General features: G+C 52.4%; 15 protein-coding genes and 3 tRNA genes. 13 read left to right on the top strand and 5 right to left on the bottom strand.

Features of this window, described 5'->3' with window-relative positions:
* Positions 1-16 precede the first annotated feature (16 nt).
* The 5 genes from BW941_RS09720 (at position 17) to BW941_RS09700 (ending at position 13,355) form a co-directional block, all read left to right on the top strand.
* On the top strand, positions 17-9,937 hold the full coding sequence (locus BW941_RS09720; protein ID WP_076515597.1) for an Ig-like domain-containing protein: 9,921 nt from the start codon (positions 17-19) through the stop codon (positions 9,935-9,937).
* Between the two features lie 92 nt (positions 9,938-10,029).
* Positions 10,030-10,515, top strand: coding sequence for a CinA family protein (locus BW941_RS09715; protein ID WP_076515595.1), 486 nt, complete (start codon positions 10,030-10,032; stop codon positions 10,513-10,515).
* 151 nt (positions 10,516-10,666) lie between these two features.
* Positions 10,667-11,698: a recombinase RecA gene (recA, locus tag BW941_RS09710; RefSeq protein ID WP_076515593.1), complete on the top strand. Its 1,032-nt coding sequence runs from the start codon at positions 10,667-10,669 to the stop codon at positions 11,696-11,698.
* Complete coding sequence (locus BW941_RS09705; protein ID WP_076515591.1) at positions 11,679-12,161, top strand: regulatory protein RecX; 483 nt, start codon at positions 11,679-11,681, stop codon at positions 12,159-12,161. Before recA ends, BW941_RS09705 begins: the two co-directional genes overlap by 20 nt.
* A 153-nt stretch (positions 12,162-12,314) precedes the next feature.
* Positions 12,315-13,355, top strand: coding sequence for an AraC family transcriptional regulator (locus tag BW941_RS09700; protein WP_175607888.1), 1,041 nt, complete (start codon positions 12,315-12,317; stop codon positions 13,353-13,355).
* On the opposite strand, the gene BW941_RS09695 is transcribed toward BW941_RS09700, so the two are convergent.
* From BW941_RS09695 to BW941_RS09675, 5 genes are all read right to left on the bottom strand, one after another.
* Positions 13,327-14,613 carry an NAD(P)/FAD-dependent oxidoreductase gene (locus BW941_RS09695; protein WP_076515587.1) on the bottom strand — a complete coding sequence of 429 codons (1,287 nt, stop codon included), beginning with the start codon at positions 14,611-14,613 and terminating at the stop codon, positions 13,327-13,329. The two genes, BW941_RS09700 and BW941_RS09695, sit on opposite strands and share 29 nt — an antisense overlap.
* Before the next feature lie 129 nt (positions 14,614-14,742).
* Positions 14,743-15,603: an alpha/beta fold hydrolase gene (locus BW941_RS09690; protein WP_084188814.1), complete on the bottom strand. Its 861-nt coding sequence runs from the start codon at positions 15,601-15,603 to the stop codon at positions 14,743-14,745.
* Positions 15,604-15,611: 8 nt separating this feature from the next.
* The gene (locus tag BW941_RS09685; RefSeq protein ID WP_076515583.1) at positions 15,612-15,854 is read right to left on the bottom strand and encodes a hypothetical protein; all 243 of its coding nucleotides are present in this window, start codon (positions 15,852-15,854) and stop codon (positions 15,612-15,614) included.
* A 5-nt stretch (positions 15,855-15,859) separates the two neighbouring features.
* Positions 15,860-16,831: a hypothetical protein gene (locus BW941_RS09680; protein ID WP_076515581.1), complete on the bottom strand. Its 972-nt coding sequence runs from the start codon at positions 16,829-16,831 to the stop codon at positions 15,860-15,862.
* Between the two features lie 118 nt (positions 16,832-16,949).
* On the bottom strand, positions 16,950-17,153 hold the full coding sequence (locus BW941_RS09675) for a YgaP family membrane protein (protein WP_076515579.1): 204 nt from the start codon (positions 17,151-17,153) through the stop codon (positions 16,950-16,952).
* 151 nt (positions 17,154-17,304) lie between these two features.
* On the opposite strand from BW941_RS09675, the gene alaS reads away from it, so the two are divergent.
* The 8 genes from alaS (at position 17,305) to BW941_RS09635 (ending at position 24,233) form a co-directional block, all read left to right on the top strand.
* A complete protein-coding gene (alaS, locus tag BW941_RS09670; protein ID WP_076515577.1) occupies positions 17,305-19,932 on the top strand; it encodes an alanine--tRNA ligase in 2,628 nt (875 codons plus the stop codon).
* A gap of 194 nt (positions 19,933-20,126) precedes the next feature.
* A complete protein-coding gene (locus tag BW941_RS09665) occupies positions 20,127-21,362 on the top strand; it encodes an aspartate kinase (RefSeq protein ID WP_076515575.1) in 1,236 nt (411 codons plus the stop codon).
* A 179-nt stretch (positions 21,363-21,541) separates the two neighbouring features.
* Positions 21,542-21,736 (top strand): carbon storage regulator CsrA, encoded by a 195-nt coding sequence (csrA, locus tag BW941_RS09660; RefSeq protein ID WP_068436997.1) that lies wholly within the window; start codon positions 21,542-21,544, stop codon positions 21,734-21,736.
* A 67-nt stretch (positions 21,737-21,803) separates the two neighbouring features.
* Positions 21,804-21,893, top strand: a tRNA-Ser gene (locus BW941_RS09655).
* Between the two features lie 80 nt (positions 21,894-21,973).
* A tRNA-Arg gene (locus tag BW941_RS09650) sits at positions 21,974-22,050 on the top strand.
* 38 nt (positions 22,051-22,088) lie between these two features.
* Positions 22,089-22,165 (top strand) — tRNA-Arg (locus tag BW941_RS09645).
* A 275-nt stretch (positions 22,166-22,440) separates the two neighbouring features.
* Positions 22,441-23,643: a sensor histidine kinase gene (locus BW941_RS09640; RefSeq protein WP_076515573.1), complete on the top strand. Its 1,203-nt coding sequence runs from the start codon at positions 22,441-22,443 to the stop codon at positions 23,641-23,643.
* Entirely contained in the window at positions 23,640-24,233 is a 594-nt protein-coding gene (locus BW941_RS09635) for a response regulator transcription factor (RefSeq protein ID WP_076515571.1), read from the top strand. Before BW941_RS09640 ends, BW941_RS09635 begins: the two co-directional genes overlap by 4 nt.
* Positions 24,234-24,378: the final 145 nt, after the last annotated feature.

Below are 24,378 nucleotides of genomic sequence, written 5' to 3'. Positions count from 1 at the left end.
TCGTAAGGACCCGTAGATGTCCCGTTTTCTAAAGGTAGGTTGTATTGCCGCGCTGGCGTATGCCTCGTCACTTCATGCTGAAGAAGTTCTCCCTCTCAGCAATTCTCAAGTAACTGTTGATACGATGGCTGAGTTGCTTGCAGGGCCGGGGGTTTCAGTGTCAGGTGCAACATATTCGACAAGTTACCGGGTACCGGTCGGGTGGTTTGATAGCGTTCCGAACCCTCAACAGGGCGGGCAGTTCAGCGGTTACGGTACTTTGTTTGGAGATACTTTTGATTCCGGCGTTATTCTCAGCACGGGCGACGTTGAATCGGTTGTTGGTTCAAATGACACTTCTGACACCACGAAGTCCTGGTCTCGCAGTAGAGTCGATGATCCTGATTTAGGTAATGGCCTTTACGACGTCGTGAAGTTCTCGTTCGACGTTATTCCAGAAAATGACGTTTTAATTATCGACTTTATCTTCGGCTCGGAAGAGTACCTTGAGTATGTTGGTGACAGTTATAATGACCTTGCGCGTGTGCTGGTTAATGGTAATAACTGCGCACTTACGCCAGCGGGTGATGAAGTACGGATTAACAACATCCACTCATTAGATCTTCCTGCACCTCAGGGTGGAAACGACTATCCCAATAATACGGACGGCGTTAGCAACAGTGGTATCTATGTAGATAATACTAACGGTGACATCAATACGGAGATGGATGGTTTCACGCGCAGGCTTTCCTGTCGTGTTCCTGTGACTCCGGGCCAGAGTGTCAACGTCATCACCGGGCTTGCAGATGTCAGTGATGCAAGCTACGACACCTGGATCTTTTTCAGAGCAGATAGCATTCGTTCTGAACCTATCAGTGATTACGGAGATGCTCCGGACAGTTATGGAACCTTGGCGTTATCGGGAGGCGCCGCGCACGATATCGTCGAAGGTGTGCGTCTGGGTCCTGTAGGGCTGACGGGTGACGCTGATGGCTTTGTTGACGGCGTCGATGACTCTCAAGGTAGAGCCGCAGACGATGCAGATAATGCTTTAACTGCTGTTTCGAATATCAGTCTTTCCGATACGAACTACAGTGTCACTTTTGCTGCTACCTCAATTAATGGAAGCAATTCTGATGTTGTGGGGTGGATTGATTTTGACCGGGACGGACAGTTTCAGCCGGATGAAGCTGCTCCCGCGGCTCTGATCAATAGCGAGTCTTACGAAGTACCGGTTACGTTAACCTGGAGTGATATAGGGACTGTGGGTGCGGATATTGTCGCCGGGCCAACATACCTGCGTCTACGTATTGCTAACCTGGGTCTGACTGCATCTACACCTTCTGGGTTATTTGCCTCCGGTGAAGTCGAAGATTATTTCGTCATTATTTCTGACGGTAACAATCCCTCCGTTGTCGGTTTGACGAGGCTCGACCCGGCCGAGGAATTTACTAATTCAAGCTCCGTTACCTTCCGTGTAAGTTTTTCTGAATACATTGAAAATATCGATACCACTGATTTCGTTGCGTCGTTCGGAACGGTCACGTCTGTAACATCAGTTTCCGAGACCGTGTTTGATATTACTGTGTCGGGTATTTCAGGTGCTAACGGTACATTGGCTCTCTCCCTCTCAGACGCTCAGAATATTGTCGATGCCGAGGGCAACGTAGCTTCGGGTGTACTTCCTGTTGACGCCGAAACTTACACGCTTGACCAGTCTGCACCGGCTGCCCCTAGTGTGTCTGCTATCTCGGCAGACACCGGCTTGTCCGATAGTGATCAGGTCACCAACGATGCATCACTGATTTTCTCCGGGACTGCAGAAGCGGGAAGCTCGGTATCCGTTCGTATTGACGGTAATGAGATCGCAACCGTGGTTGCTGACGCCAGTGGCAACTGGTCGTATGACTACTCGGGTACAGACCTGGACGACGGTTCTTACTCAATTACCGCGACAGCAACTGACAGTGCGGGCAATACCAGTGTTGAATCTGACTCACTTGCTGTTGTCGTCGATACCGTAGCGCCCGCTCCTACTGTGATCACGGGGATCAGTGAGGATACCGGACGTTCGAACAGTGATGCGCTGACCAAAGATGCTGAGCTGGTGCTGGCAGGGCAGGCTGAGGCGAATCACCGCATATCTGTGTTCGTGGACGGAAACTATGCAGGATTCGTGGATGCCGACCCGGCTGGCGCATGGACGTACGACCACACATCCGTCAGCCTGAGCGACGGTGAGCATGTTTTCACGGCCGTCGTCTCAGATGCCGCGGGCAATACTTCGACGGCGTCAGCCTACACAGTGACAGTCGACACCGAAGCCTCGGCAGCACCTGTAATCTCGGCGATATCCGATGACACGGGGGCGCCTGGCGACGGTATCACCAGCGACAATACCCTGCGTATTTTCGGTACGGCAGAAGCGCTTGATAGCGTAGTTGTCTCAATCGATGGGAACGAGGTGGTTACTGTTCAAGCGGATGGTAACGGCGACTGGGTGTACGACAACCGCACCAATACTCTGGACGACGGCAGCTATGTGGTCACCGCCGTGGCGGTGGATGCGGCAGGCAATGAGTCTGCTGTGTCCAGCAATTACTCCATTACCATTGATACGTCAGGCCCGGCGACACCGGTCATTTCTGCGATTTCTGAGGATACTGGCGTTGTCGATGGTATAACGGCTGATGGGACACTGACTATTAGCGGTAGTGGCGGCGCTGACAGCAGAATTACGGTCTTCCTTGATGGCGCTGCTATCGGAACCACGAATACTACTGCTGCAGGCAGCTGGACGTTCGACCACTCAGGTATCGAGCTTGATGAAGGTAATTATCAGCTGACAGCTCAGGCAGAAAGTCTCGCAGGGCTTACAAGCCCGCTGTCTGTGGTTTACCCGCTGATCATTGACCAGACCGCTCCGGCTGCTCCGACGGTGACTTCGGTTTCAGAAGACACGGGCGTAGCAGGCGATCAGGTGACCTCAGACGCGACACTGGTACTCAATGGTACGGCAGAAGCGGGGGCCGATCTCGATATCCGCATCGACGGTGCCCTCGTTGGTATGGTGAAGGCCAACGGCAGTGGCGAATGGACGCTTGATTATTCGGATGTTGCTCTGGCAGATGGAGTGCATCAGGTTACAGCAATAGCTACAGATATTGCCGGAAATCAGAGCGTTGAGTCCTCTGTGCTGACGCTGATCATTGATACGCAGGCGCCTGACACCCCGATACTGAGCGGTATTCTTGAGGATACCGGTGCGTCAGCCGCCGACGCTGTCACTTCAGATAATGTGGTTGTCTATGTGGGCACCGCCGAAGCGGGCAGCCATGTTGAAATCCTGCTGGATGGCAGTTCACTCGGCTCGACTCAAGCGGATGAATCCGGGCAATGGCAGTTTGATAGTGCGCCGCTGGAATTGGCCGATGGTACCTACCAGGTCATAGCCCGAAGCCGTGACCTCGCTGGGAACGAAACTGACAGTCAGCCGCTGCAATTGGTGATTGATACCACGGCGCCAGTGCCTGCGACGGTCACAGGCATCAGTGAAGATACAGCGACACCGAATGACCGGAATACCGCGGATAATGAGCTGGTCTTCTCAGGCTCCTCGGAGCCATTAAGCCAGGTCGAAATATTTGTTAACGGCATACCAGCAGGTATTGTCGTCGCGGATGAAACAGGGCTGTGGCAGCTGGATTACACCGACGTCGCCCTGACGGATGGCGAATATCAGATTACAAATCAGGTCACTGACCTGGCGGGCAATACCGGCGTTGTTTCTGCGCCTGTTCTGATCGTGGTCGATACGACTACGCCAGAAGCGCCTTCCATCACCGGGATTTCAGACGATACAGGTGCCGACAGCGCCGACGGCCTGACGTCCGATAATCGCATAGTAATCAGCGGTGTAAGCGAGGCGGGGGCAGAGATTAATATCTACCGCGATGAGAGTCTGATTGGCAACGTTATCGCAAACGCCTCTGGCGAGTGGAGCCTTGATTACGGGCAGACCGCGCTGGACGACGGTGAGTATTCACTGACGGCCACCGCGACGGATACCGCAGGAAACTTATCTGGGGTGTCTGACTCGTTCGACATTACTATTGATACTCTTGACCCGGCTGAGCTTTCGCTGACTCAGGATGGCACCACCATTGTGGATTACACACCGGAACTCTCCGGGGATGCCGAGGCCGGAACGCTCATCAAAGTGTCTGTGAACGGTAACGAGTATGAAACTACCGCGGATGCTGCGGGTAGCTGGAGTCTCACTGTTACCGATGCGTTGGATAACGGAAGCTATCCAGTGACTGTCGTCTCTGAGGATGGGGCAGGGAATACGCGTGAAGTCAGTGGAGAGATCACCATTGAAGTGCTGGTTAGCGCTGACAATTCATCCACCTCTGCAACGCCTTTGTCGGTTGCTGCCGATGGCTCGTCTGCTTCAGTGATCACGGTCATTGTCCGCGACACAGCAGGCGATATCGTTACTGAAGTGCCTGCTGAATTCGCTACAGACCTGGGTACACTCTCTGCCGTCACTGGTCAGGGCAATGGCGTTTACAGCGTAGAACTGACCTCGTTGTTTGAGGTTGGAACTGCGACCGTATCCATCACTGCTGCAGAAGAAGCTCTGACACCAGTCACAATTGAGTTCTTTGCGGCCGACGGTGATGGCGATGGTCTGACCGACCTTGATGAAGACAGAAATGGCGATGGTGATCCAACCAACGACGATCTGGACCGCGACGGCACACCAGACTACCTCGATGACGACGATGATGGTGATGGCCGCACGACGGAAGAGGAAGACGTCAACGGTGATGGCGATCCAACGAATGATGACAGCGACGGCGATGGTATCCCTGATTATCTCGACCGTGATGACGACAGCACTGATGGCACCAACGACAGTGACGGCGACGGCATTCCGGATACTGTTGAATGTACGGACGGAATTCCTTGTCAGGACAGCGATGCGGACGGCACTCCCGACTACATGGATGAGGACGACGACAACGATGGCATCTCTTCTGCTGAAGAAGGCGGCGATCGTGATTCCGATGCAGATGGAGTGCCGGACTTCCGTGATGAAGACGACGACAACGATGGCATCCTGACACGCGACGAAGATCTGAACGACGACGGTGACTTCACCAACGACGATCAGGACGGGGATGGCATACCAGCCTATCTTGATCCGAATGATGCAGATGACAGCTCAGCAGGTGACAGTGACGATGACGGTATTCCAGATGATATCGAATGCGCTTCCGGTTACCCGTGCACTGACACTGACAGCGATGGCATCCCTGATTTCGCCGACTCCGATGATGATGGCGATGGTATTCCGACTCTGAGCGAAGGTTCAGATCGTGATACCGATGGCGACGCAACCCCGGATTACCTGGATCGTGATGATGATGGCGACGGTATCGCTACAGCTGACGAAGACAACAACACCGATGGCGATGCGAATCCAGCAACGACAGCGGGGCCGGATGCCGATAACGATGGTATCCCAGCGTATCTTGATCCCAACGATAGCCTGACCGCAGCACCGGGCGATGCCGACGATGACGGCATTACTGACGATCATGAGTGTACTTCAGGCCTGCCATGTCGCGACAGCGACAACGATGGTCGTCCGGACTACATGGACTCTGACGACGACAATGATGGGATTCCTACCCGCACCGAAGGCGCCGAAACGGACTCCGACGGCAACGGTGTCGAAGATTATCTCGATAATGACGACGACGGTGACGGCACTCTGACTCGCGATGAAGATGCGGATACGGATCTTGATGGTAATGCAGCAACGAATCCCGGGCCGGATGCGGATAATGATGGCATTCCCGCGTATCTCGATCCTAATGACGGCGAAGCCGGAGTAGGTGATTCGGATGGCGATGGCATTCCGGACAACACCGAGTGTGGCACCGCTCTGCCGTGTCAGGATACGGATTTCGACGGTATTCCAGATTTCCGCGATGAAGACGACGATGGGGACAGCATTCCGACTGTTCAGGAAGCGCCGGGTCGCGATACCGACGGAAATAATATCCCGGATTACCTCGACGCGGATGACGATGGCGATGGCATTCCAACACCGATGGAAGATGCGAACCCCGACCTCGATAATAATGCGGCGACCAATGCAAGCCCTGATGCCGACGGTGATGGTATTCCAGCTTATCTCGACGCGAATGATGGCGTAAGCACATCACCGGGTGACGGCGATGGCGACGGGATTCCAGACGATATTGAGTGTCCGACGGGTATTCCATGTGTTGATCGTGACTTCGATAGCGTCCCGGACTACATGGATGGGGATGATGATGGCGACGGCATACCAACGGCCGACGAAGATGCGGACCTTGACGGTGACGGTAACCCAGCAACTAATCCTGGGCCTGATGGTGACGACGACGGTGTACCTGATTACCTGGATCCAGACAGTACCGATGATGATGGCGATGGCCTGACCAATCTGGAAGAAGACGCTAATGGCGATGGTAATCCGGATAACGATGACCTTGATCGTGATGGTATTCCTGATTACCTCGACCCTGACGACGATGGTGATGGTCGCACAACGCTTGAAGAAGATCTCAACGGCAACGGCGATCCTCGTGATGACGACGCTGATGGTGATGGCATCCCAGCGTACCTGGATCCGAACGACGAACTGAATGGTTCGCCGGGTGACGCTGACGAAGACGGCATCTTCGACGATCTTGAATGTGACACCGGTTTCCCATGCAGAGATACCGATGGTGATGGCCTGCCTGATTACCTTGATGGTGATGACGACAACGATGGTGTGCCAAGCAGCATTGAAGGTTATGAGCGGGATACTGATAACGACGGAATTCCCGACTTCCGCGATGCGGATGACGACGGCGATGGTGTGAACACTCGTAGCGAAGACGACGACACCGATGGCGACGGTAATCCATCGACTCAGGCTGGCCCTGACTTCGATGAGGATACAATCCCCGCGTATCTCGATCCGAACGACAGCGACACCAGTGGTCCGGGCGACAGCGATAATGACACCCTGTCAGATCTGGCCGAGTGTCAGGCTGGAGCACCATGTGAAGACTCTGATCAGGATGGTCAGCCGGACTATAACGACCCGGATGATGATAATGATGGTCGTATGACTGTTGACGAAGATCCGAACGCGGATGGCAACCCGGCGAACGATGACACCGACGGCGATGGCACCCCGGACTATCTGGATCGCGATGATGATGGCGACGGTATTCCATCCGACGAAGAAGGTAACGGTGATGCCGATAGTGACGGTATTCCTGATTACCTCGACCCAGATGGTAATACAGCGTCAGGTACCGGCGGGGACTCGGATGGCGATGGTATCAACGACATCACGGAGTGTCCGACTGGTATCCCGTGTCGTGACACTGATGGTGACGGCACACCTGACTACGCGGATGACGACGATGACAACGACGGGCGTCCAACTATTGAAGAAGGGCCAGTTCGCGATACTGACGGTGATGGCATACCGGATTACCGCGATGAGGATGACGATAACGACGGATTCAACACCATAGATGAAGGCACCGGCGACAGTGATGGCGATGGTATTCCTGATTATCTGGATCCTTCAGCCGGTGACTCCGATGAAGATGGTGTGCCTGATGGCGCTGAGTGCCCGGACGGTGTTCCGTGTCGTGATACAGACGAAGATGGCATTCCGGACTATCTCGACGAGGACGACGATGGCGACGGTATTCCTTCAATAGAGGAAGATCTTGGTGCTGATGGTAATCCGGTCAATGATGACACCGATGGTGATGGCCAACCGGATTACCTGGATCGCGATGACGACAACGACGGTGTACCGACGGATGAAGAGTTGGGTCTGGATGCCGATAACGACGGTATCCCCGACCACCTTGACCCGGATGACAGTAACGAAGCCATGACGCCAGACGGCAGCGGTGACAGCGACCGCGATGGTGTCAGTGATGCCCGCGAATGTCCGACGGGTCTGCCCTGCCCGGACAGCGACGGTAACGGTGCTCCGGATTATCTGTCCGAGGATGATGACGGCGATGGTATCCCGACCGTAGACGAAGACCGTAACGGTGACGGCGATCCGTTGAACGACGATACCGATAATGACGGGCGTCCGGACTATCGCGACCCTGATGACGACGGTGATGGTGTACCGACGGCAGAAGAAAATGAAGGCGACAGTGACTTTGATGGTATTCCGGATTATCTGGACCCGTCAGGTGGCGATTCGGATCGCGATGGCATCAGTGATGCTGTCGAGTGTCCTGGGCTGATTCTATGTTGGGACAGCGATGGCGATGATTTGCCTAACTTCCGCGATCCGGACGATGATGGCGATGGTGTTCCGACAGCATTTGAAGATGCCGACGGCGACGGTAATCCACGTAATGACGATACCGACAATGACGGTATCCCTGATTACCTTGACCCTGATGACGATAACGATGGCATCCTCACTGGCGAAGAAGGTGGCACTGGCGACGCCGATGACGATGGCATCCCTGATTACCGTGATCCGGACAGCAACAATGCTGCAGGCATGCCGGATGGTTCGGGCGACTCGGACGGTGATGGCATCAGTGACCGTCAGGAATGTGGTACCGGAGCCGTGTGTGCAGATTCCGATGGTGATGGTACGCCGGATTACATGCAGGTAGCGGATGCCGAACAGGCCCCTGAGCTGGTGGAGAATATTGTGCCAGGCAAAGGTGAAGTGAATGCATCACTGCCAGGCCTTGGTAGTCAGAGCTTGCTCTGGGTACTGCTCGGCCTGCCGCTGGTGGTGCTGCGCCGCAGAGCAGAACGGCACAAACGGGCTTTTTTAAAGCCCACAGTGTCACTGCTGGTTGGCGTGCTCGTGATGTTTGCACCCTTGGTATCACAGGCCTTCGAATCAGAAGAGTCGTATGTTGGGCTGGGGTTGGGCTTCAGTCGCCTGACGCCCGGAACCAGTGATAGCGTATACGATAACGTTGATGAGTCAGGCTTTGGTTTTCAACTTTTCGGTGGTTATCGTCTGAAAGACGACATCTCGGTAGAGCTTCACTACACCGACCTCGGCAACGCGGTTCTTGAAGATGGTGATACAGGAGAAGAGTCGGACTTCGGTTACAGTGCTCTGGGCGCTGCACTGCACTGGTATCCCTGGCAAACCAGCTGGAATGGAAAAAATTCTCTGAACGCCTATCTCGAAGCTGGGCTGGCGTCGATTTCAACCGACTCTGAGGTCGATTACAGCAAAGAAGCCTCAATGGCTCTGGGGCTGGGGATAGGGATTGAGTACAGCTTTAAAGACAGCTGGGCAGCGCGGATCTCAGGCCAGTCGTTCACCCGTGATGCTCATTTTGTCGGTTTGTCGCTTATGAAGCGTTTTGGCACTACGGAGCCCGTTCCACAGCGCCGGCCAGTCGAAAAACCACGGCCACTGCCTAAGCCAGAACCCGTCAGAGCACCGGTGGTCATCATGGCAGACAGCGATGATGATGGTATCGTTGATGATATTGATGATTGTCCGGGTACGCCCTCTGGCATGTCAGTCAATCACCGCGGATGTTCGGTTCTGGATGCCCGGCTTGATGGTGTCTACTTTGCCAGCGGATCGGCTGAGCTGACCCGGGGCGCGACCCGTATACTCCAGCAAGTTGCAGACACCTTGTTGGAGTATCCGGGTGCAAGGATTGAGATTGGTGCTTATACCGACTCTCTGGGCGCAGCTGCTAATAACCAGCGACTATCAGAGCGCAGAGCGAACGCTGTGATGCAGTATCTGATTAGCATGGGCATTAAGCCTATGCGCCTGGAGGCAAGAGGGTACGGTGAAGAAGACCCAATCGCCAGCAACGATACGCCGCAAGGGCGAGCTGCTAACCGCCGCGTCGAAATCCGCGTAATTAAATAGCCTGAAAACGACAGAACAGACATGCCACCGGAGCATGTCTGTTCTCATTTCATCTGATATTCTGTGCCTCAGATACTGACGCCGGAAATCGCATGTCTGCCATACCTGATCTTCTCCATGCCCTATCTGCAGATTTGCTAGCTCGCAACCTGAAGCTTGTGACGGCGGAATCCTGCACTGGAGGCATGATTGCCGCAGCGTGTACCGATCTTGCCGGAAGTAGTCGTTGGTTTGAATGTGGCTTTGTTACCTACTCGAATACTGCGAAAGAGCGTGATCTGGGCGTACCTGCAGAGATATTGAATGCACACGGTGCAGTCAGCGAAGCGACAGTAAAAGCTATGGTGGCAGGTGCAGCCCGCTTTGGGGACGTCAGTATTGCAGTCAGTGGCATTGCCGGACCAGGAGGCGGTGTCGCGGGGAAACCTGTCGGAACGGTATGGATTGGCTGCGGCAGTGAGGCAGCTCAGAAGGCGAATCTCTTTCAGTTTGATGGTGATCGGGATGCTGTCCGCCAACAGTCGGTGGCAAAAGCGTTGGAGATGTTACTGGACTTCGTTAATGGCTCCGATCATTGAAATTCACCCGAGTGAAAAAGTACTGAACAAATAACCAGTGTTTTGTTGACATTAAAAAATGCTGTGATTAAATACTGGTTAAATCCACAGTGATCAACGATTGCTGAACAATATTCCTGATTAACGACTGAATACGACCAAGGAACCGACCATGGATCAGAACAAACAGAAAGCTCTGGATGCGGCCCTGGGCCAGATCGAACGCCAGTTCGGTAAAGGCGCCATCATGAAAATGGGTGAGCAGCCGCGTGAAGCGATTCCAGCAATATCTACGGGTTCTTTGAGTCTGGATATTGCGCTCGGCATTGGCGGCCTGCCAATGGGACGTATTGTAGAAATCTATGGTCCGGAGAGTTCTGGTAAAACCACTATGTGTCTGTCTGCCATGGCTCAGGCTCAGAAGGCAGGAAAAACCGTTGCTATCATCGATGCCGAGCACGCGTTAGATCCTCTGTATGCCGAAAAGCTGGGTATCGACCTCGATAGCCTGCTGGTATCACAGCCGGATACTGGCGAGCAGGCTCTGGAGATCTGTGACAGTCTGGTACGCTCTGGCGCGGTTGATGTCATTGTTGTTGACTCGGTTGCCGCTCTGACGCCAAAAGCCGAGATTGAAGGTGAGATGGGTGACAGCCACGTTGGTCTGCAGGCACGTCTGATGTCTCAGGCACTGCGTAAAATCACGGGCAATGTTAAGAATGCCAACTGTCTGGTGATCTTCATTAACCAGATCCGTATGAAAATCGGTGTAATGTTCGGCAGCCCTGAAACTACGACTGGCGGTAATGCGCTCAAGTTCTACTCCTCTGTTCGCCTCGATATCCGCCGTACCGGCTCTGTAAAACAGGGCGATGAAATCGTAGGTAATGAAACCCGCGTGAAGGTCGTGAAGAACAAAGTGTCGCCGCCGTTTAAGCAGGCTGAGTTTCAGATCATGTACGGAAAAGGTATTTACCACATGGGCGAAGTCATTGATCTGGGCGTAAAGTGCGGCATTGTTGAAAAGTCGGGCGCCTGGTACAGCTATCAGGGTGATAAGATCGGTCAGGGTAAAGCGAACGCGTCGCAGTACCTGGAGGATCATCCAGAAATGGCCGCTGATATCGAAGGTCAGATCCGTGCGCAGCTTTTGAATGTACCTTCAGAACAACCAGAGTCTGAGGATGCAGAAGCCGAAGCCTGATCCGCTTGATTATGCTGGACTGAAACACGCGGCGGTAGATCTGCTCTCCCGCCGTGATTACTCCCGCCGCGAACTGTGGCGGAAGCTCTCTCCAAAGGCAGCCTCTGCCGACGATCTTGAACAGGTATTAGACGAGCTTGCCGAACGGAAATGGCAGTCTGACGAGCGTTTCGCCTCTATGTTTGTTCGCTCCCGTGCATCACGTGGGGTTGGGCCAGTGCGTCTCAAACAGGAGTTGAGAGAAAAGGGCGTTGATAGTGAAACAGCCTGTTCTGTGTTTGAAGAATCCGATGAAAACTGGCAGGAAAAGGCACTTGAAGTGGCCCGGAGAAAGGCTCGTTCAATTGGTTATGATCACCCTGATTTCAAACTGAAGCTCTGGCGTTTTATGTCATATCGCGGCTTCAGCAGTGATCTGATCAGTGCCGCAGTCGATACCTTACTGCGCGAAAGCTCCGAGTAAATAAGTTTATACGCGTAAATTCGTGCCTAACCGGGCAGTGTCGCCTCAGTCTATTGACTCAGATGGCGCAGGTACGGAACATTCAGGGCTGGCAGAAAAAGAACAAATGTTAACTGTCTGATTGTTCATAGGATTCGAATGTTGGGGAAGGATATGGCGCCGACTGCTCAGGTCGATATTGTACTGGTACAGCACCTGCTGAATTACTGGAACGGCCGCGGCGTGGATATGAATCAACTATGGCCTATCCTGCGGATAGACCCGGAATTACCACTTCCAAGGTGGGTTGATACAGATCGTGTTGCAGATGCATACGACTTTGTCGCACGTTTTCTTGATGACGAGTTGCTGGCGTTTGATCTCGGTATCTATATGGCGCGCCGTGAGATGCCATTGCAGCGATTGCTCCGTTGTGCGCCTTCGTTGCGTAAAGGTATCGAGGCGCTGATTCCTTACGTGTATCTGTCGACAGGAAGTCTGCGCTATGAGATAGATACCTCCCAAAGTGACATAGTACTGATTTCGGTAGAGCGTCATCCTGAAAGACATGTGTCGCCGCTGCAGTTGTCTGCTGCCGTGGTGATCATGGCGGGTGTCTGCCGGGATGCGCTAGGCGATAGTTTTGAACCCGAAGACCTCTGTATGCATCTTCCGCAGAGCGAAATTGCGGATGCAACGAAAGCGGCGGATATCACCGGAATACAGGTTGCTGAGACTCAAGGCTTCTACATGCTTGAGATCAGTCAGGTCGCCTGGAATCGTGATGGACCAGATCCTCAGCCGGTGCTTTTCAAAAGTGTTCAACGTGAGCTGATCCGTCAGGATCAGAGGTTCCGTGAGCATCTGGCTCTCTATTCTGAATTAAAAGATATTCTGGAAATGTGCCTGATCCGGAGAAATGTATCCCAGGAGGGGGTCGCAGATCAGTTGGGTATCAGCGTGCGAAATCTTCAACGCCGGTTGCGGGCTCTGGGTACAACCTATCAGAACTTATTAGACGAGGCGCGCCAGGGGCTTTCGATGAAGCTCATCTGCGAGGGCGATATGCCGCTCTATGAGGTGGCATATAAAGTGGGTTATACGGAGCCAAGCGCCTTTTACAAAGCCTTCAGGCGCTGGACAGGTTCAACGCCCGGCGATTACCGCCAGGCGTACCTCTCAACGATTAATGCAATTTCAACCGAGGACGAATAACTTTATTGATGTGTCCAACCAGGGTAAGCAGCAGGGTATGCCAGTACCCGTGTAATGCTACCTGGTGCAGTCGATAGAGTGACACGTAGACCAGGCGTGCTAAGCGCCCCTCAATCATCATCGACCCCTTGGTCAGGTTCCCCATCAGGCTTCCAACTGTGCTGTAGTGGCTCAGGGACACCAGAGAGCCTTTGTCTTTATATACAAACTCAGGCATCGCTTTGCCTTTGTGTCGCGCACTCAGGGCTTTTACCAGATGAGATGACTGTTGATGCGCAGCTTGCGCACGCGGAGGCACGGGCTTTCCTGTTGCTTTATCAATAACACTGCAGCAATCGCCAAGTGCAAAAATGTTCTCGTCTTCAGTCTGCAGGCTATTGTTCACGACTAACTGGTTTGCATGATTTGTTTCGAGACCGAGTTCTTTCATAAACTCAGGGGCCTTTACGCCTGCTGCCCAGACACGGATAACGGCTGGAATATGTTCGCCCGATTTATTCACAAACCCTGAATCAGTGACTTCAGTGATCATGGTTGAGGTCATGACTTCAACACCGAGTGACTCAAGTTCCCGGGTAGCTGCTGCAGATAACCGTGGAGGAAGAGCCGGTAAAATACGGTCTCCGGCTTCTATTAAGCGAACCTTAAGCTGCTCTGGAGAGACGTTTTTAAGGCCGTATGAGGCCATTACTTCAGCTGTGTTATACAACTCCGCTGATAGTTCCACGCCGGTTGCTCCAGCCCCCACGATAGCGACTTCCAGTGGACGTGGCTCCTCCAGATTGCTGCAGCGCAGGAACTCGTTCAGCAGCAACTTATGGAATCGTTCAGCCTGATCTCTGCTATCCAGGAATATGCAGTTCTGTGCCGCCCCCTGCGTACCAAAGTCGTTCGTTACGCTGCCTAATGCAATAACCAGGGTATCGTAGTCAACGGTACGCTCAGGCAGTACTTCCTTCCCGTCTTCATCAAGCATTGCTTCGAGGACGAGCGACTTTTTCTGACGGTTAAGTCCGCTCATTCGTCCTATCTGAAAATGGAAACCGTGTTTTTTGCCGTGGGCGCGGTAGTTCAGTTCATCGATCCCTGAATCCAGTGCGCCAGTAGCGACTTCGTGCAGTAATGGCTTCCAGAGATGAGTTGGTGTGGCGTCAATTAACACAACCTCGGCTTTTCTCTTTCGACCGAGTTTATGCCCGAGCTGTGTGGCCAGTTCCAGTCCACCTGCGCCACCGCCGACTATGACGATTCGTTGCATGGGGTACTCCCTATAAATGAAATTGGCGGCATTATACGGCGAATCGTACAAAAAGTCGGAAATTTATGGCGGCTTATAACCCCCTCCTTTAGGTCAAATGAGGGGGAGCCTTTCCGCACCTGAGATGAATCAGGCGGGATTGGCTTCGAAATGGCCTATGAGGCGAGCGGAAACTTCCGCGGGTTTGTCGTGCGCGAGCCAGTGTGTCGCATCCGGGTAAGTAGTCAGTGAGCCATTATCGAGGAATTTTTCGCTGTCTCGCGCCATTTCCAGCGTCAGCGCGAGGTCGTGCTCCCCCCAGAGTATCTGAGTCGGCGTTTTAATCCGGTCGCCTCTCGGTGATTTAGGCTGGCTACGTAACGCTGAGCGATAGTAGTTGACCATGGCTCGCATAGCTCCAGGAATGCGCCAGTGTTTTTGCAGTTCACTGAAGTCCTCGTCGCTGTAGCTGCCCTTATTGGATGTACGCTTGAGAATATCTCTGAAAAAGAAGAAGTTATTCACTGGCAACGTCAATTCTGGCAGGCGCGGGATCTGAAAATAGAACACGTACCAGCTTTTTAGCATCTGTACCGGATTTTTACGCACTGTTCCCAGGAATACCTTAGGGTGAGGCACGTTCAGAATGCTCAGGCTGGCAAGCTGCTCGGGTTTATTCAGCGCGTACCACCAGGCGACCATAGCGCCCCAGTCGTGACCGACGAGGTGGATTTTCTCGACACCGGCATACCGGCGGATGGCATCGACATCTTTTATTAGCTCATCGACGTGGTAGTCGCTCACATCTGCGGGTTTGGATGAGTGACCATAGCCGCGCATATTAGGCACGAAGACACGGTAACCGGCTTCCGCTAATACAGGAATCTGATGACGCCAGGTGCTCCAGCACTCTGGAAAGCCGTGTAATAAAATGACGACCTCGCCATCGGCTGGGCCTGCGTGTCGGGTTTCGAGGCCTATTGGTCCGTTGTAAATGTGGGTAGTGTCCATGATTCCTCTCAATCAGCTGGGTTGTCTGTGGAGGTGGTGAGGTCGATCATTCCAAGCATTTGTGCAGCGCCCGTGAAAAGCACGGCGATGCAGATTGCCTGAATTATTATTCTTAGTAATTTCGGTACGCGCAGGAAAGCAAGGTGGTGTTTTATCATGCTCGGATGGCCGAAAGGGCCGATGCCGAGATGCAGCATAGTGACGGCCATCGCTGGCAGCATCATCAGGTAAATTACACCGCTATTTTCCATTGCTTTTAATCCTTATTCATAGATTCAAGCGTGCGTTTGCAATGCATTTGATTCAGGGCATCTTCAGCATTGACGGGCTCAATGGCCAGACATGTGTTCAGTAGTTTGCGTATCTCTTTGCGGAAGTCATCTTCATCGAGGCGAATCAAGCCCACAGAGTATTCGTTGTAAACGATCGCCATATCCGGCAATAGTTTCTGAGCTTTTTCAAAATTTTCAATCGCGCTGCTTTCTGTTGCGCCGTATGTAATGCTTCCCAGAAATGAACCTACGCGCTCAACGATGCCGGCCTCAAGCCCACCCCGTGTCAGAGGATAAGCGCCACGATCCGGTGCGTACTCCTGCAACTTATCGAGCTTATCCTGTGCGATAGGAATATAACCGGAGCTGCGGGCCTCTCCTGTGCTCATCAACTCAAGCATCCGTACTTTGGCGTAAACCAGCCCGAATTCAGCAAAACGATATTCGGGTGCCAGGGTTAGCCCTTCGTTTGAAAGTGCTGCGGCCTCTTCGAATTCTTCCATCTTGTCATCATGATCATCAATCAGAAGGGTTGCGTGTACCAGGCGCGAGTAGATGGCTGGTACTTCTCCGACTGGACCGAGCTGCATCCCCAGTTCATAGGCTTTCTCATACTGGCCTGAATAGTGCAGTCTCCAGACCTCCTGTACGGCAGCGGCGAGGTCTGAGTAGTCGCTTTCCTGAATGGCTTTAAATACAGCGGGGTGCGCCTCAGGGGCTGAACCCAGTACCATCATGTGGTGGGCGAGACGCGGATAGTCGGTCATCATTGATTTGATCCAATCGACATCCGGGTACTCAACTCGTGTCAGCTTCGTCAGGTCCTGCCACTGCTGTTGCAGCTTATCTCCTGAAAAGTCATATTGCTGAAGATCTTCTGGATAGTCTTTCCAGTCCGTCGCCAGCACTGGAAAGCTTAGTAATACCGATAATGTAAAAACGAGAACGTGTTGCATAAAACCCCCAATAAAGAGGGCCAGTATACATACGCTTTATTACCTTGGCGTGTGGTTTTCCGCCAAAGCTCGTAGTGCTCAGGCGGTACGGAACGATCTCTCTCTTGCAGATTAACTTTCAGTTGAATGCACAGCCTGCTTGGACGCCAAACACCTTGAGAACCCGGGCGAGTGGGCAGAAACCGGTAAAGGCTGCCTGAAGCATGTTCAAGCCTACAAAACCTGTGAAGAACAGCCAGTATTCAGAATGCAATTGGGACAGCGCGATGCTGAGCAGGATAAACGAACCGGCGATGGCGAATACAAGGCGATCAATGTTCATAGTTTCAACCTATATAATAAAATAACCACGCAGTTATTTTATTGCTTGATTAAAAAACCGTCAACTGCCGCCTTGCTGTGGGACTAAGGTCGACAAACCGCTATACTGCCGGGCTTATTATCTCTGAATTCGTTTGGAATCACGCAACCGTATGAAAAGCTCAGAAATCCGCCAGGCGTTCCTCGACTTCTTCGCATCGAAGGGACACGAAATCGTTGCCTCCAGCCCATTGGTGCCGGGAAATGACCCGACACTGCTGTTCACTAACGCTGGTATGGTGCAGTTCAAAGACTGCTTCCTCGGTAACGACGTGCGCAGTTATACCCGTGCAGCGTCCTCACAGCGCTGTGTCCGGGCGGGCGGTAAGCACAACGATCTTGAGAATGTTGGCTACACGGCACGCCACCACACCTTCTTTGAAATGCTGGGTAACTTCAGTTTCGGCGACTACTTCAAAGAAGATGCGATCAGTTATGCGTGGGAATTCCTGACCTCAAAAGATTGGTTAAACCTGCCCGTCGAAAAACTGATGGTCACGGTGTACGCGGAAGACGACGAAGCGTTCGATATCTGGAATAAAAAGATGGGCATTCCAGAAGATAAGATCGTACGTATCGGTGACAACAAGGGTGCACGTTACGCATCGGATAACTTCTGGCAGATGGGTGACACTGGTCCTTGCGGCCCGTGTACTGAGATTTTCTACGACCATGGCGAGCACATCTGGGGTGGGCCTCCGGGCACGCCAGAAGAAGACGGCGACCGCTTCATTGAAATCTGGAACAACGTTTTCATGCAGTTCGAGCGCAAGGCTGACGGCGAGATGCTGCCGTTGCCGAAGCCATCGGTGGATACCGGCATGGGACTTGAACGTATTTCTGCGATTATGCAGGGCGTGCACAGCAACTACGAGATCGATATTTTCCAGGCACTGCTGAAAGCTGCCGGCGAACTGACGGGCTGCAAAGACACCGAGAACAAATCACTGCGCGTGATTGCTGATCACATCCGTTCTACCAGCTTCCTGATTGTCGACGGCGTGCTGCCATCGAACGAAGGCCGTGGTTACGTTCTGCGTCGTATTATTCGTCGCGCAGTACGTCATGGTCATATGCTGGGTGCGTCAGCGGGCTTCTTCAATAAGCTGGTTCCTGCGCTGTGTGAGCAAATGGGTGAAGCCTATCCTGAGCTGGTTAACCTGTCTGAGCACGTTCAGAAAGTTCTGCGTATCGAAGAAGAACAGTTTGCGAAAACGCTCGATAAGGGGATGGCGATCCTCAACGATGCGATCGCCGATATGAGCGGTGATACCATTCCGGGCGAGACTGCGTTCAAACTCTACGATACCTACGGCTTTCCGCTCGATCTGACGGCGGATGTGGCCCGTGAGCGTGATCTGAAAGTTGATGAAGACGGCTTTAATACCGCCATGGAGAAACAGCGTGAAACCGCGCGTGCTGCGGGCAACTTCTCTGCGGATTACGGCAAAGGTCTGGAGCTCGACGGTGAAACCGGCTTCCTCGGTTACGAGTCGCTGGAAAATACCGGCACAGTGAAAGCCTTGTTTGTGGGCGGCGAAAAAGTTGAGCAGCTAAACGCTGGCGATGAAGCCGTCCTGGTTCTCGACGAGACGGCGTTCTACGCAGAAAGCGGTGGTCAGGCCGGAGACACCGGTTTTCTGAAGGCGGATGGTGTTGTCTTTCAGGTAAAAGACACGACCAAAGAGGGCAAAAACCATCTGCACCAAGGTGTGTTGGTTGAAGGCACGGTATCTCTTGGTGATCAGCTGACCGCGAGCGTCGATGCCGAAAAACGTGCCTCGACGGCGATTCACCACTCAGCGACCCACCTGCTGCACGCTGCATTGCGTAATGTACTGGGTGAACACGTTGCTCAGAAAGGCTCTCTGGTTACTTACGACAAGCTGCGTTTTGACTTCTCTCACCTTGAGGCGGTCAAGCCAGAAGAATTGGCAGAGATCGAGAATCTGGTGAATGCGCATATTCGCGCGAATACACCGGTAGCAACGCGCTTGATGAACATCGATGACGCGAAAGCGGCCGGCGCTATGGCTCTCTTCGGTGAGAAATACGATGATGAAGTCCGTGTACTGTCGATGGGAATGGATGATTTCTCGATCGAACTCTGTGGTGGTACACATGCTCAGCGTACCGGCGATATCGGCCTGCTGAAGATCAGTTCAGAAAGCGGTATCGCGGCAGGTATCCGTCGTATTGAAGCGGTGGTAGGGCAGGCTGCTCTTGATTTCGTCGCCCGTGAAGAAGCGACGCTGACAACGATTGCCCGTGCTCTGAAAGGGTCGACTGATAACGTGGGCGATAAGGTCGAACAGTTGATCAGTCGTAGTCGTCAGTTAGAAAAAGAACTGGATGCATTGAAGAGCAAGCTCGCTTCCAGCGCCGGTTCAGATCTGGCAGGTCAGGCGAAAGATGTAAACGGTGTAAAAGTACTGGCCGCCGAACTGGATGGTGCCGATGTACCCGCACTGCGTAACACGATGGATCAGCTAAAGAACAAGCTGGGGTCCGCGGTGATTATGCTGGCCTCTGCCAATGATGGGAAAGTGACTCTGCTTGCCGGTGTGACGAAGGACCTGATTGGTAAGGCTAAAGCGGGTGACGCCGTCAAAGAAGTGGCTGCTTACGTTGATGGCCGTGGTGGTGGTAAACCAGAAATGGCGCAGGCCGGTGGTCAGAAACCAGAAGGTATTGCCGCTGCGCTCAAAGCCTTTGAAGAGTGGGCGGCTGCTAAGCTCTGATCCCTCTCCTACTGCCGTCTTGAAGCCCGCCCTCGTGCGGGCTTTCTTGTTTTAGTGCACTAATTACAGCGTCTGGCCCGAATTGTTGTGTATGTGGCAGAACAGTCTCGTCCAACGTCTATAGATTGCTTTTCTCGTGCTCCCATTTATTGTTTAATTGCGACCCTTTTGATCAATTGCGCAGATATCCCCATATGGCGTTGTACGTACAGAAATATGGCGGCACCTCGGTCGGCACGACGGAGCGTATTGAAGCCGTCGCAGATAAGCTGAAAGCTTTTCACGATGAGGGTCACCAGCTGGTAGTTGCCGTCTCAGCGATGAGCGGTGAAACGAATCGCCTGATCGGTTTAGCCGGGGCGATTACCGATAGTCCTTCTCCCCGTGAAATGGACGTTCTTGTATCCACGGGTGAGCAGGTGACGATCGCTCTTCTGGCTATGGCGCTGGAAAAGCGAGGTATCACTGCGCGTTCATTTACTGGCTGGCAGGTGGGCATTAAAACCAACAATGCGTTCATGAAAGCCCGTATTGAAGATATTGAAACCAGCAAGATGCGCGAAGTTCTGGATAACGGCGGTATCTGTATTGTTGCTGGCTTCCAGGGGGTGGATGATGACAACAACATCACGACGCTCGGTCGTGGTGGCTCAGACACCACTGGGGTGGCTCTGGCTGCGGCACTGAATGCTGACGAGTGCCAGATCTATACTGACGTTGATGGAGTCTATACCACTGACCCTCGTGTGGTTGCTGCTGCTCGTCGTATGGAAACCGTGACGTTTGAAGAAATGCTGGAAATGGCCAGCCTCGGATCAAAGGTTCTGCAGATCCGCTCGGTTGAATTTGCCGGTAAATATAAAGTTCCTTTGCGTGTGCTGTCCTCATTCAAAGAAGGCAACGGCACTCTGATTACAACCGAGGAGAACAGCTCCGTGGAAAAACCCGTTATCTCTGGTATTGCGTTTAACCGTGATGAAGCAAAAGTAACAGTTCAGGGTGTGCCTGACGTACCGGGCGTAGCGTCACGAATTCTTGTTCCTGTCAGTGATGCGAACATCGAAGTCGATATGATCGTACAGAACGTCTCTGAAGATGGCTCAACTGACTTCACCTTCACCGTGCACCGTAACGACTACCAGAAAGCACTGAAGCTACTTACAGAACTGGCCGAAGAACTTAATGCGGAAGGCGTTAACGGAACTGATGACATCTGTAAGGTGTCTCTAGTAGGGGTAGGTATGAGATCCCATGCCGGTGTGGCCAGCAAAATGTTTAAGACGCTGGCGGATGAAAGCATCAATATCCTTGCGATTACGACCTCTGAAATCAAGATTTCAGTCGTGATTGAGGAGAAGTACCTCGAACTTGCTGTTCGTGCGCTGCATACCGCGTTCGGACTGGATGCAGAGGTGACCGAAGAGCACTAAGCTCTGGTGTTATCAGTGGGCGGCCCATGAAGGAATGCCCACTAATAACAAATAGTCCTCACTCTGCGCAGGACCCGGCTTTAAAACTGGCTGATCTGGTCAATACTGGAAGAGTGGGACACAAAGGTGACGAATGTCACAGCACCCTATACAGAAACTGGAATCTGAGGAGAACCTCTATGCTTATTTTGACCCGCCGTGTTGGTGAAACACTGATGGTTGGTGACGAAGTCACTGTGACCGTTTTGGGTGTTAAAGGAAATCAGGTACGAATCGGTGTGAATGCCCCTAAAGAAGTTGCAGTACACCGCGAGGAAATTTACCAGCGCATTCAGCGCGAGAAGGACGGTGGCGACCCTAACGGTAACTACTAACGCCTTAATTTTCTTGAATTTTTCCTTTGAAAATTCTCTGAACGTGGTATGATGCGCGCCGTGATGTGGAGAGATGGCCGAGTGGCTGAAGGCGCGCCCCTGCTAAGGGCGTATAGGTTTACCCCTATCGAGGGTTCGAATCCCTCTCTCTCCGCCACGTTCTTTCTGCTTAGGCAGAAGCGTATTTAAGTCGTTGACACCTTCCTCAACAACCCTATAATACGCGCCCCACGATGCGCGCTCGTAGCTCAGCTGGATAGAGTACCTGGCTACGAACCAGGCGGTCGGAGGTTCGAATCCTCCCGAGCGCGCCATTCTTTCTTTGAATGTTTATATCGTGATTTTCTGATGCGCGCTCGTAGCTCAGCTGGATAGAGTACCTGGCTACGAACCAGGCGGTCGGAGGTTCGAATCCTCCCGAGCGCGCCATTTCAGAAACCTTCCCCCGAAGTACCGAAATTTCCCTGATTGATCCGTTCTACTCGAAGGCACTATTGCGCTCGGGATGGACGAGACCGCTCATACGCATCCCTGCGTTCGCGGCATTAGTGCATTCAACCTCTCCAGATACGGGTAACACGACACTCATGCATTGATTGCGCGGTTTGTACCGGTAATTAACAAGTGATAAGTTAACAGACACATGGAATAGTTATCGATCGCTCTATATCGCTTGTGAGCTTTTGCCAGGATGCAGATTGCAAATGAGTCAGTTACTTATTCAACACTTCAGTTTACCTCTGCGTGCAGCTCTACTGGCGACGTTAGGACTTACGGCGTGGGCCGTTGCCTTCAGCCGCATTATGATAGACAACGACCTTGCTAACGATGAACAGGCATACCTGCTGTTTGGGTTAGCCCTGGCCAATGGAATTGCTCTTCTGATAAACACTGCTGCGCAGGTGGGGTCTCTGATAGGCGGTGGCTTGAAATGGAATATTCGAAATGCAGATCCCGTCAACTGGGTATGCCTGCTGGTTGCTTATGGTTCTACGCTGGCCATTCAGGCGATCTGGCAGCCTGAGATATTGGATCAGCTCCTGCTTAGCTTCCTGATCGTTATTCATTCTATACACACCGTACGTTTTCACTTTCTCTTGAGTGTGGCTGTGCTTTTGAGTGCCAGTATTCTTTATGGCTTGCAGGTCGGCGGCGTCGAAGGGGTCTTCGTAACTTTGTATGTCGCAAATCAACAACTTGTACTATGGGGACTTGGGCTTGGGGTATTAAGAGAATTGATAGAAGCGAATAACTCAAAGCTTCAGGCTAAGCAATTACGGCAGGCACAGGCCCAACTGGCAGAGGTGAGCCGACGAGAAGAGCGCAGCCAGATCCGCTACGACTTACACGATAAATTAGGACATAAGCTGGCCGCTGTTCATATGAACCTTCAGTTGCTGGAAGATAAAATTCGTAATATCGGGAATGGGCCTGAGTTACAGCTTCTTCAATCTGCACAGGAGGCGTCAGCAGATTTGTATTCGACACTAAATAGTGTGGTTGGTGAATTGCAGGAAAAAATCCAGTACGACTTCTACGACCGATTGATGGAGATGACCAGTAAGCTGTCGGGTTTAGAAATATCTGTCACAACGATGGGAATGTGCGACTTCTCCAACATTAATCTTAAGGATGACTTATTGTGTGTCATACAGGAGTCTCTCACTAACATTATGAAACACAGCACAGCCAGAGCCGCCGAGATCAATATATTACGGAGTTCAGAAGGGCTTGAAATTACAATTTCAGATCGAGGAGACCAGCCCTCGGAGCAGATCCGTGAGGGGAATGGCTTGGCTGGAATTCGAGTCCGAATGGCGCGCTATGGCGGCGACGTGCATTTTTCATCTGCAGAAGACAGCGGCTTTTCTGTTGCCCTGCGGATTCCTGCGGAGGCAGTACTATGACTTTCCGGGTGATGCTTGTAGACGACCAGGAGCTGGTACTTCATGGAATAGCCAGTTTGATTTCGACGGATGCCACCATTGATATTCTGGGTACCTTTACCAGCGGTCAGGCGTGTCTTGATGCTCTCAGTATTGGGGATTATCCGGATGTAATCCTGCTCGACGTAAATATGCCAGATCTTCGCGGGCCTGAGGTTTTTAAACGTATACAGGCAATTTGTGATAAACCAGTGATCTTTCTTACTACCTTTGATGATCATGCGTTGTTTCGACAGAGTTATGATCTTCACGCTGCTGGCATACTTAGTAAAAACATCAGTAAAGAAAAGTTGATTGAATCAATTCAACGCGTAGCGAGGGGAGAGAAGCTTTATAACAATAAGATACTGAATTCGTCGAATCTCCTCACTCCAAGAGAAACTGAGATCGCCCGGTCTCTAATGCGAGGTCTGACAACCAAAGAAATCGCTCAGGAGCAGGCCCTTTCACCGGGTACTGTTCGCAATTATCTTTCCAACCTTTTCGGCAAGCTCGAAGCCAGAAACCGATCTGAAGCGCTCGTGAAGCTTAACGAACGTGGCTTGCTATAGCACCTTCTATTATTAAGTGCCTGCATTTTAACGGATCATCGGACGGCTTTATTGGTGATCATGGTTGGACTACTTATGCCAATGATAATGTGTTGTTCCGGGCCATGTCGGGATGAGAAAAATACATATGACAAATGTCACTAGT

The sequence above is a fragment of the Thalassolituus maritimus genome, from assembly GCF_900156675.1.
In the GTDB taxonomy this organism is placed as follows: Bacteria; Pseudomonadota; Gammaproteobacteria; order Pseudomonadales; family Oceanobacteraceae; genus Thalassolituus; species Thalassolituus maritimus.
Note: the sequence above shows the minus strand (reverse complement) of the source record. Positions and strands in the feature narration are given on the sequence as shown.

Excerpts from the sequence above, each read along its gene's own strand:
- BW941_RS09720 (WP_076515597.1), top strand. The coding sequence starts at position 17 with ATGTCCCGTTTTCTAAAGGTAGGTTGTATTGCCGCGCTGGCGTATGCC.
- BW941_RS09715 (WP_076515595.1), top strand. The coding sequence starts at position 10,030 with ATGTCTGCCATACCTGATCTTCTCCATGCCCTATCTGCAGATTTGCTA.
- recA (WP_076515593.1), top strand. The coding sequence starts at position 10,667 with ATGGATCAGAACAAACAGAAAGCTCTGGATGCGGCCCTGGGCCAGATC.
- BW941_RS09705 (WP_076515591.1), top strand. The coding sequence starts at position 11,679 with ATGCAGAAGCCGAAGCCTGATCCGCTTGATTATGCTGGACTGAAACAC.
- BW941_RS09700 (WP_175607888.1), top strand. The coding sequence starts at position 12,315 with ATGGCGCCGACTGCTCAGGTCGATATTGTACTGGTACAGCACCTGCTG.
- BW941_RS09695 (WP_076515587.1), bottom strand. The coding sequence starts at position 14,613 with ATGCAACGAATCGTCATAGTCGGCGGTGGCGCAGGTGGACTGGAACTG.
- BW941_RS09690 (WP_084188814.1), bottom strand. The coding sequence starts at position 15,603 with ATGGACACTACCCACATTTACAACGGACCAATAGGCCTCGAAACCCGA.
- BW941_RS09685 (WP_076515583.1), bottom strand. The coding sequence starts at position 15,854 with ATGGAAAATAGCGGTGTAATTTACCTGATGATGCTGCCAGCGATGGCC.
- BW941_RS09680 (WP_076515581.1), bottom strand. The coding sequence starts at position 16,831 with ATGCAACACGTTCTCGTTTTTACATTATCGGTATTACTAAGCTTTCCA.
- BW941_RS09675 (WP_076515579.1), bottom strand. The coding sequence starts at position 17,153 with ATGAACATTGATCGCCTTGTATTCGCCATCGCCGGTTCGTTTATCCTG.
- alaS (WP_076515577.1), top strand. The coding sequence starts at position 17,305 with ATGAAAAGCTCAGAAATCCGCCAGGCGTTCCTCGACTTCTTCGCATCG.
- BW941_RS09665 (WP_076515575.1), top strand. The coding sequence starts at position 20,127 with ATGGCGTTGTACGTACAGAAATATGGCGGCACCTCGGTCGGCACGACG.
- csrA (WP_068436997.1), top strand. The coding sequence starts at position 21,542 with ATGCTTATTTTGACCCGCCGTGTTGGTGAAACACTGATGGTTGGTGAC.
- BW941_RS09640 (WP_076515573.1), top strand. The coding sequence starts at position 22,441 with ATGAGTCAGTTACTTATTCAACACTTCAGTTTACCTCTGCGTGCAGCT.
- BW941_RS09635 (WP_076515571.1), top strand. The coding sequence starts at position 23,640 with ATGACTTTCCGGGTGATGCTTGTAGACGACCAGGAGCTGGTACTTCAT.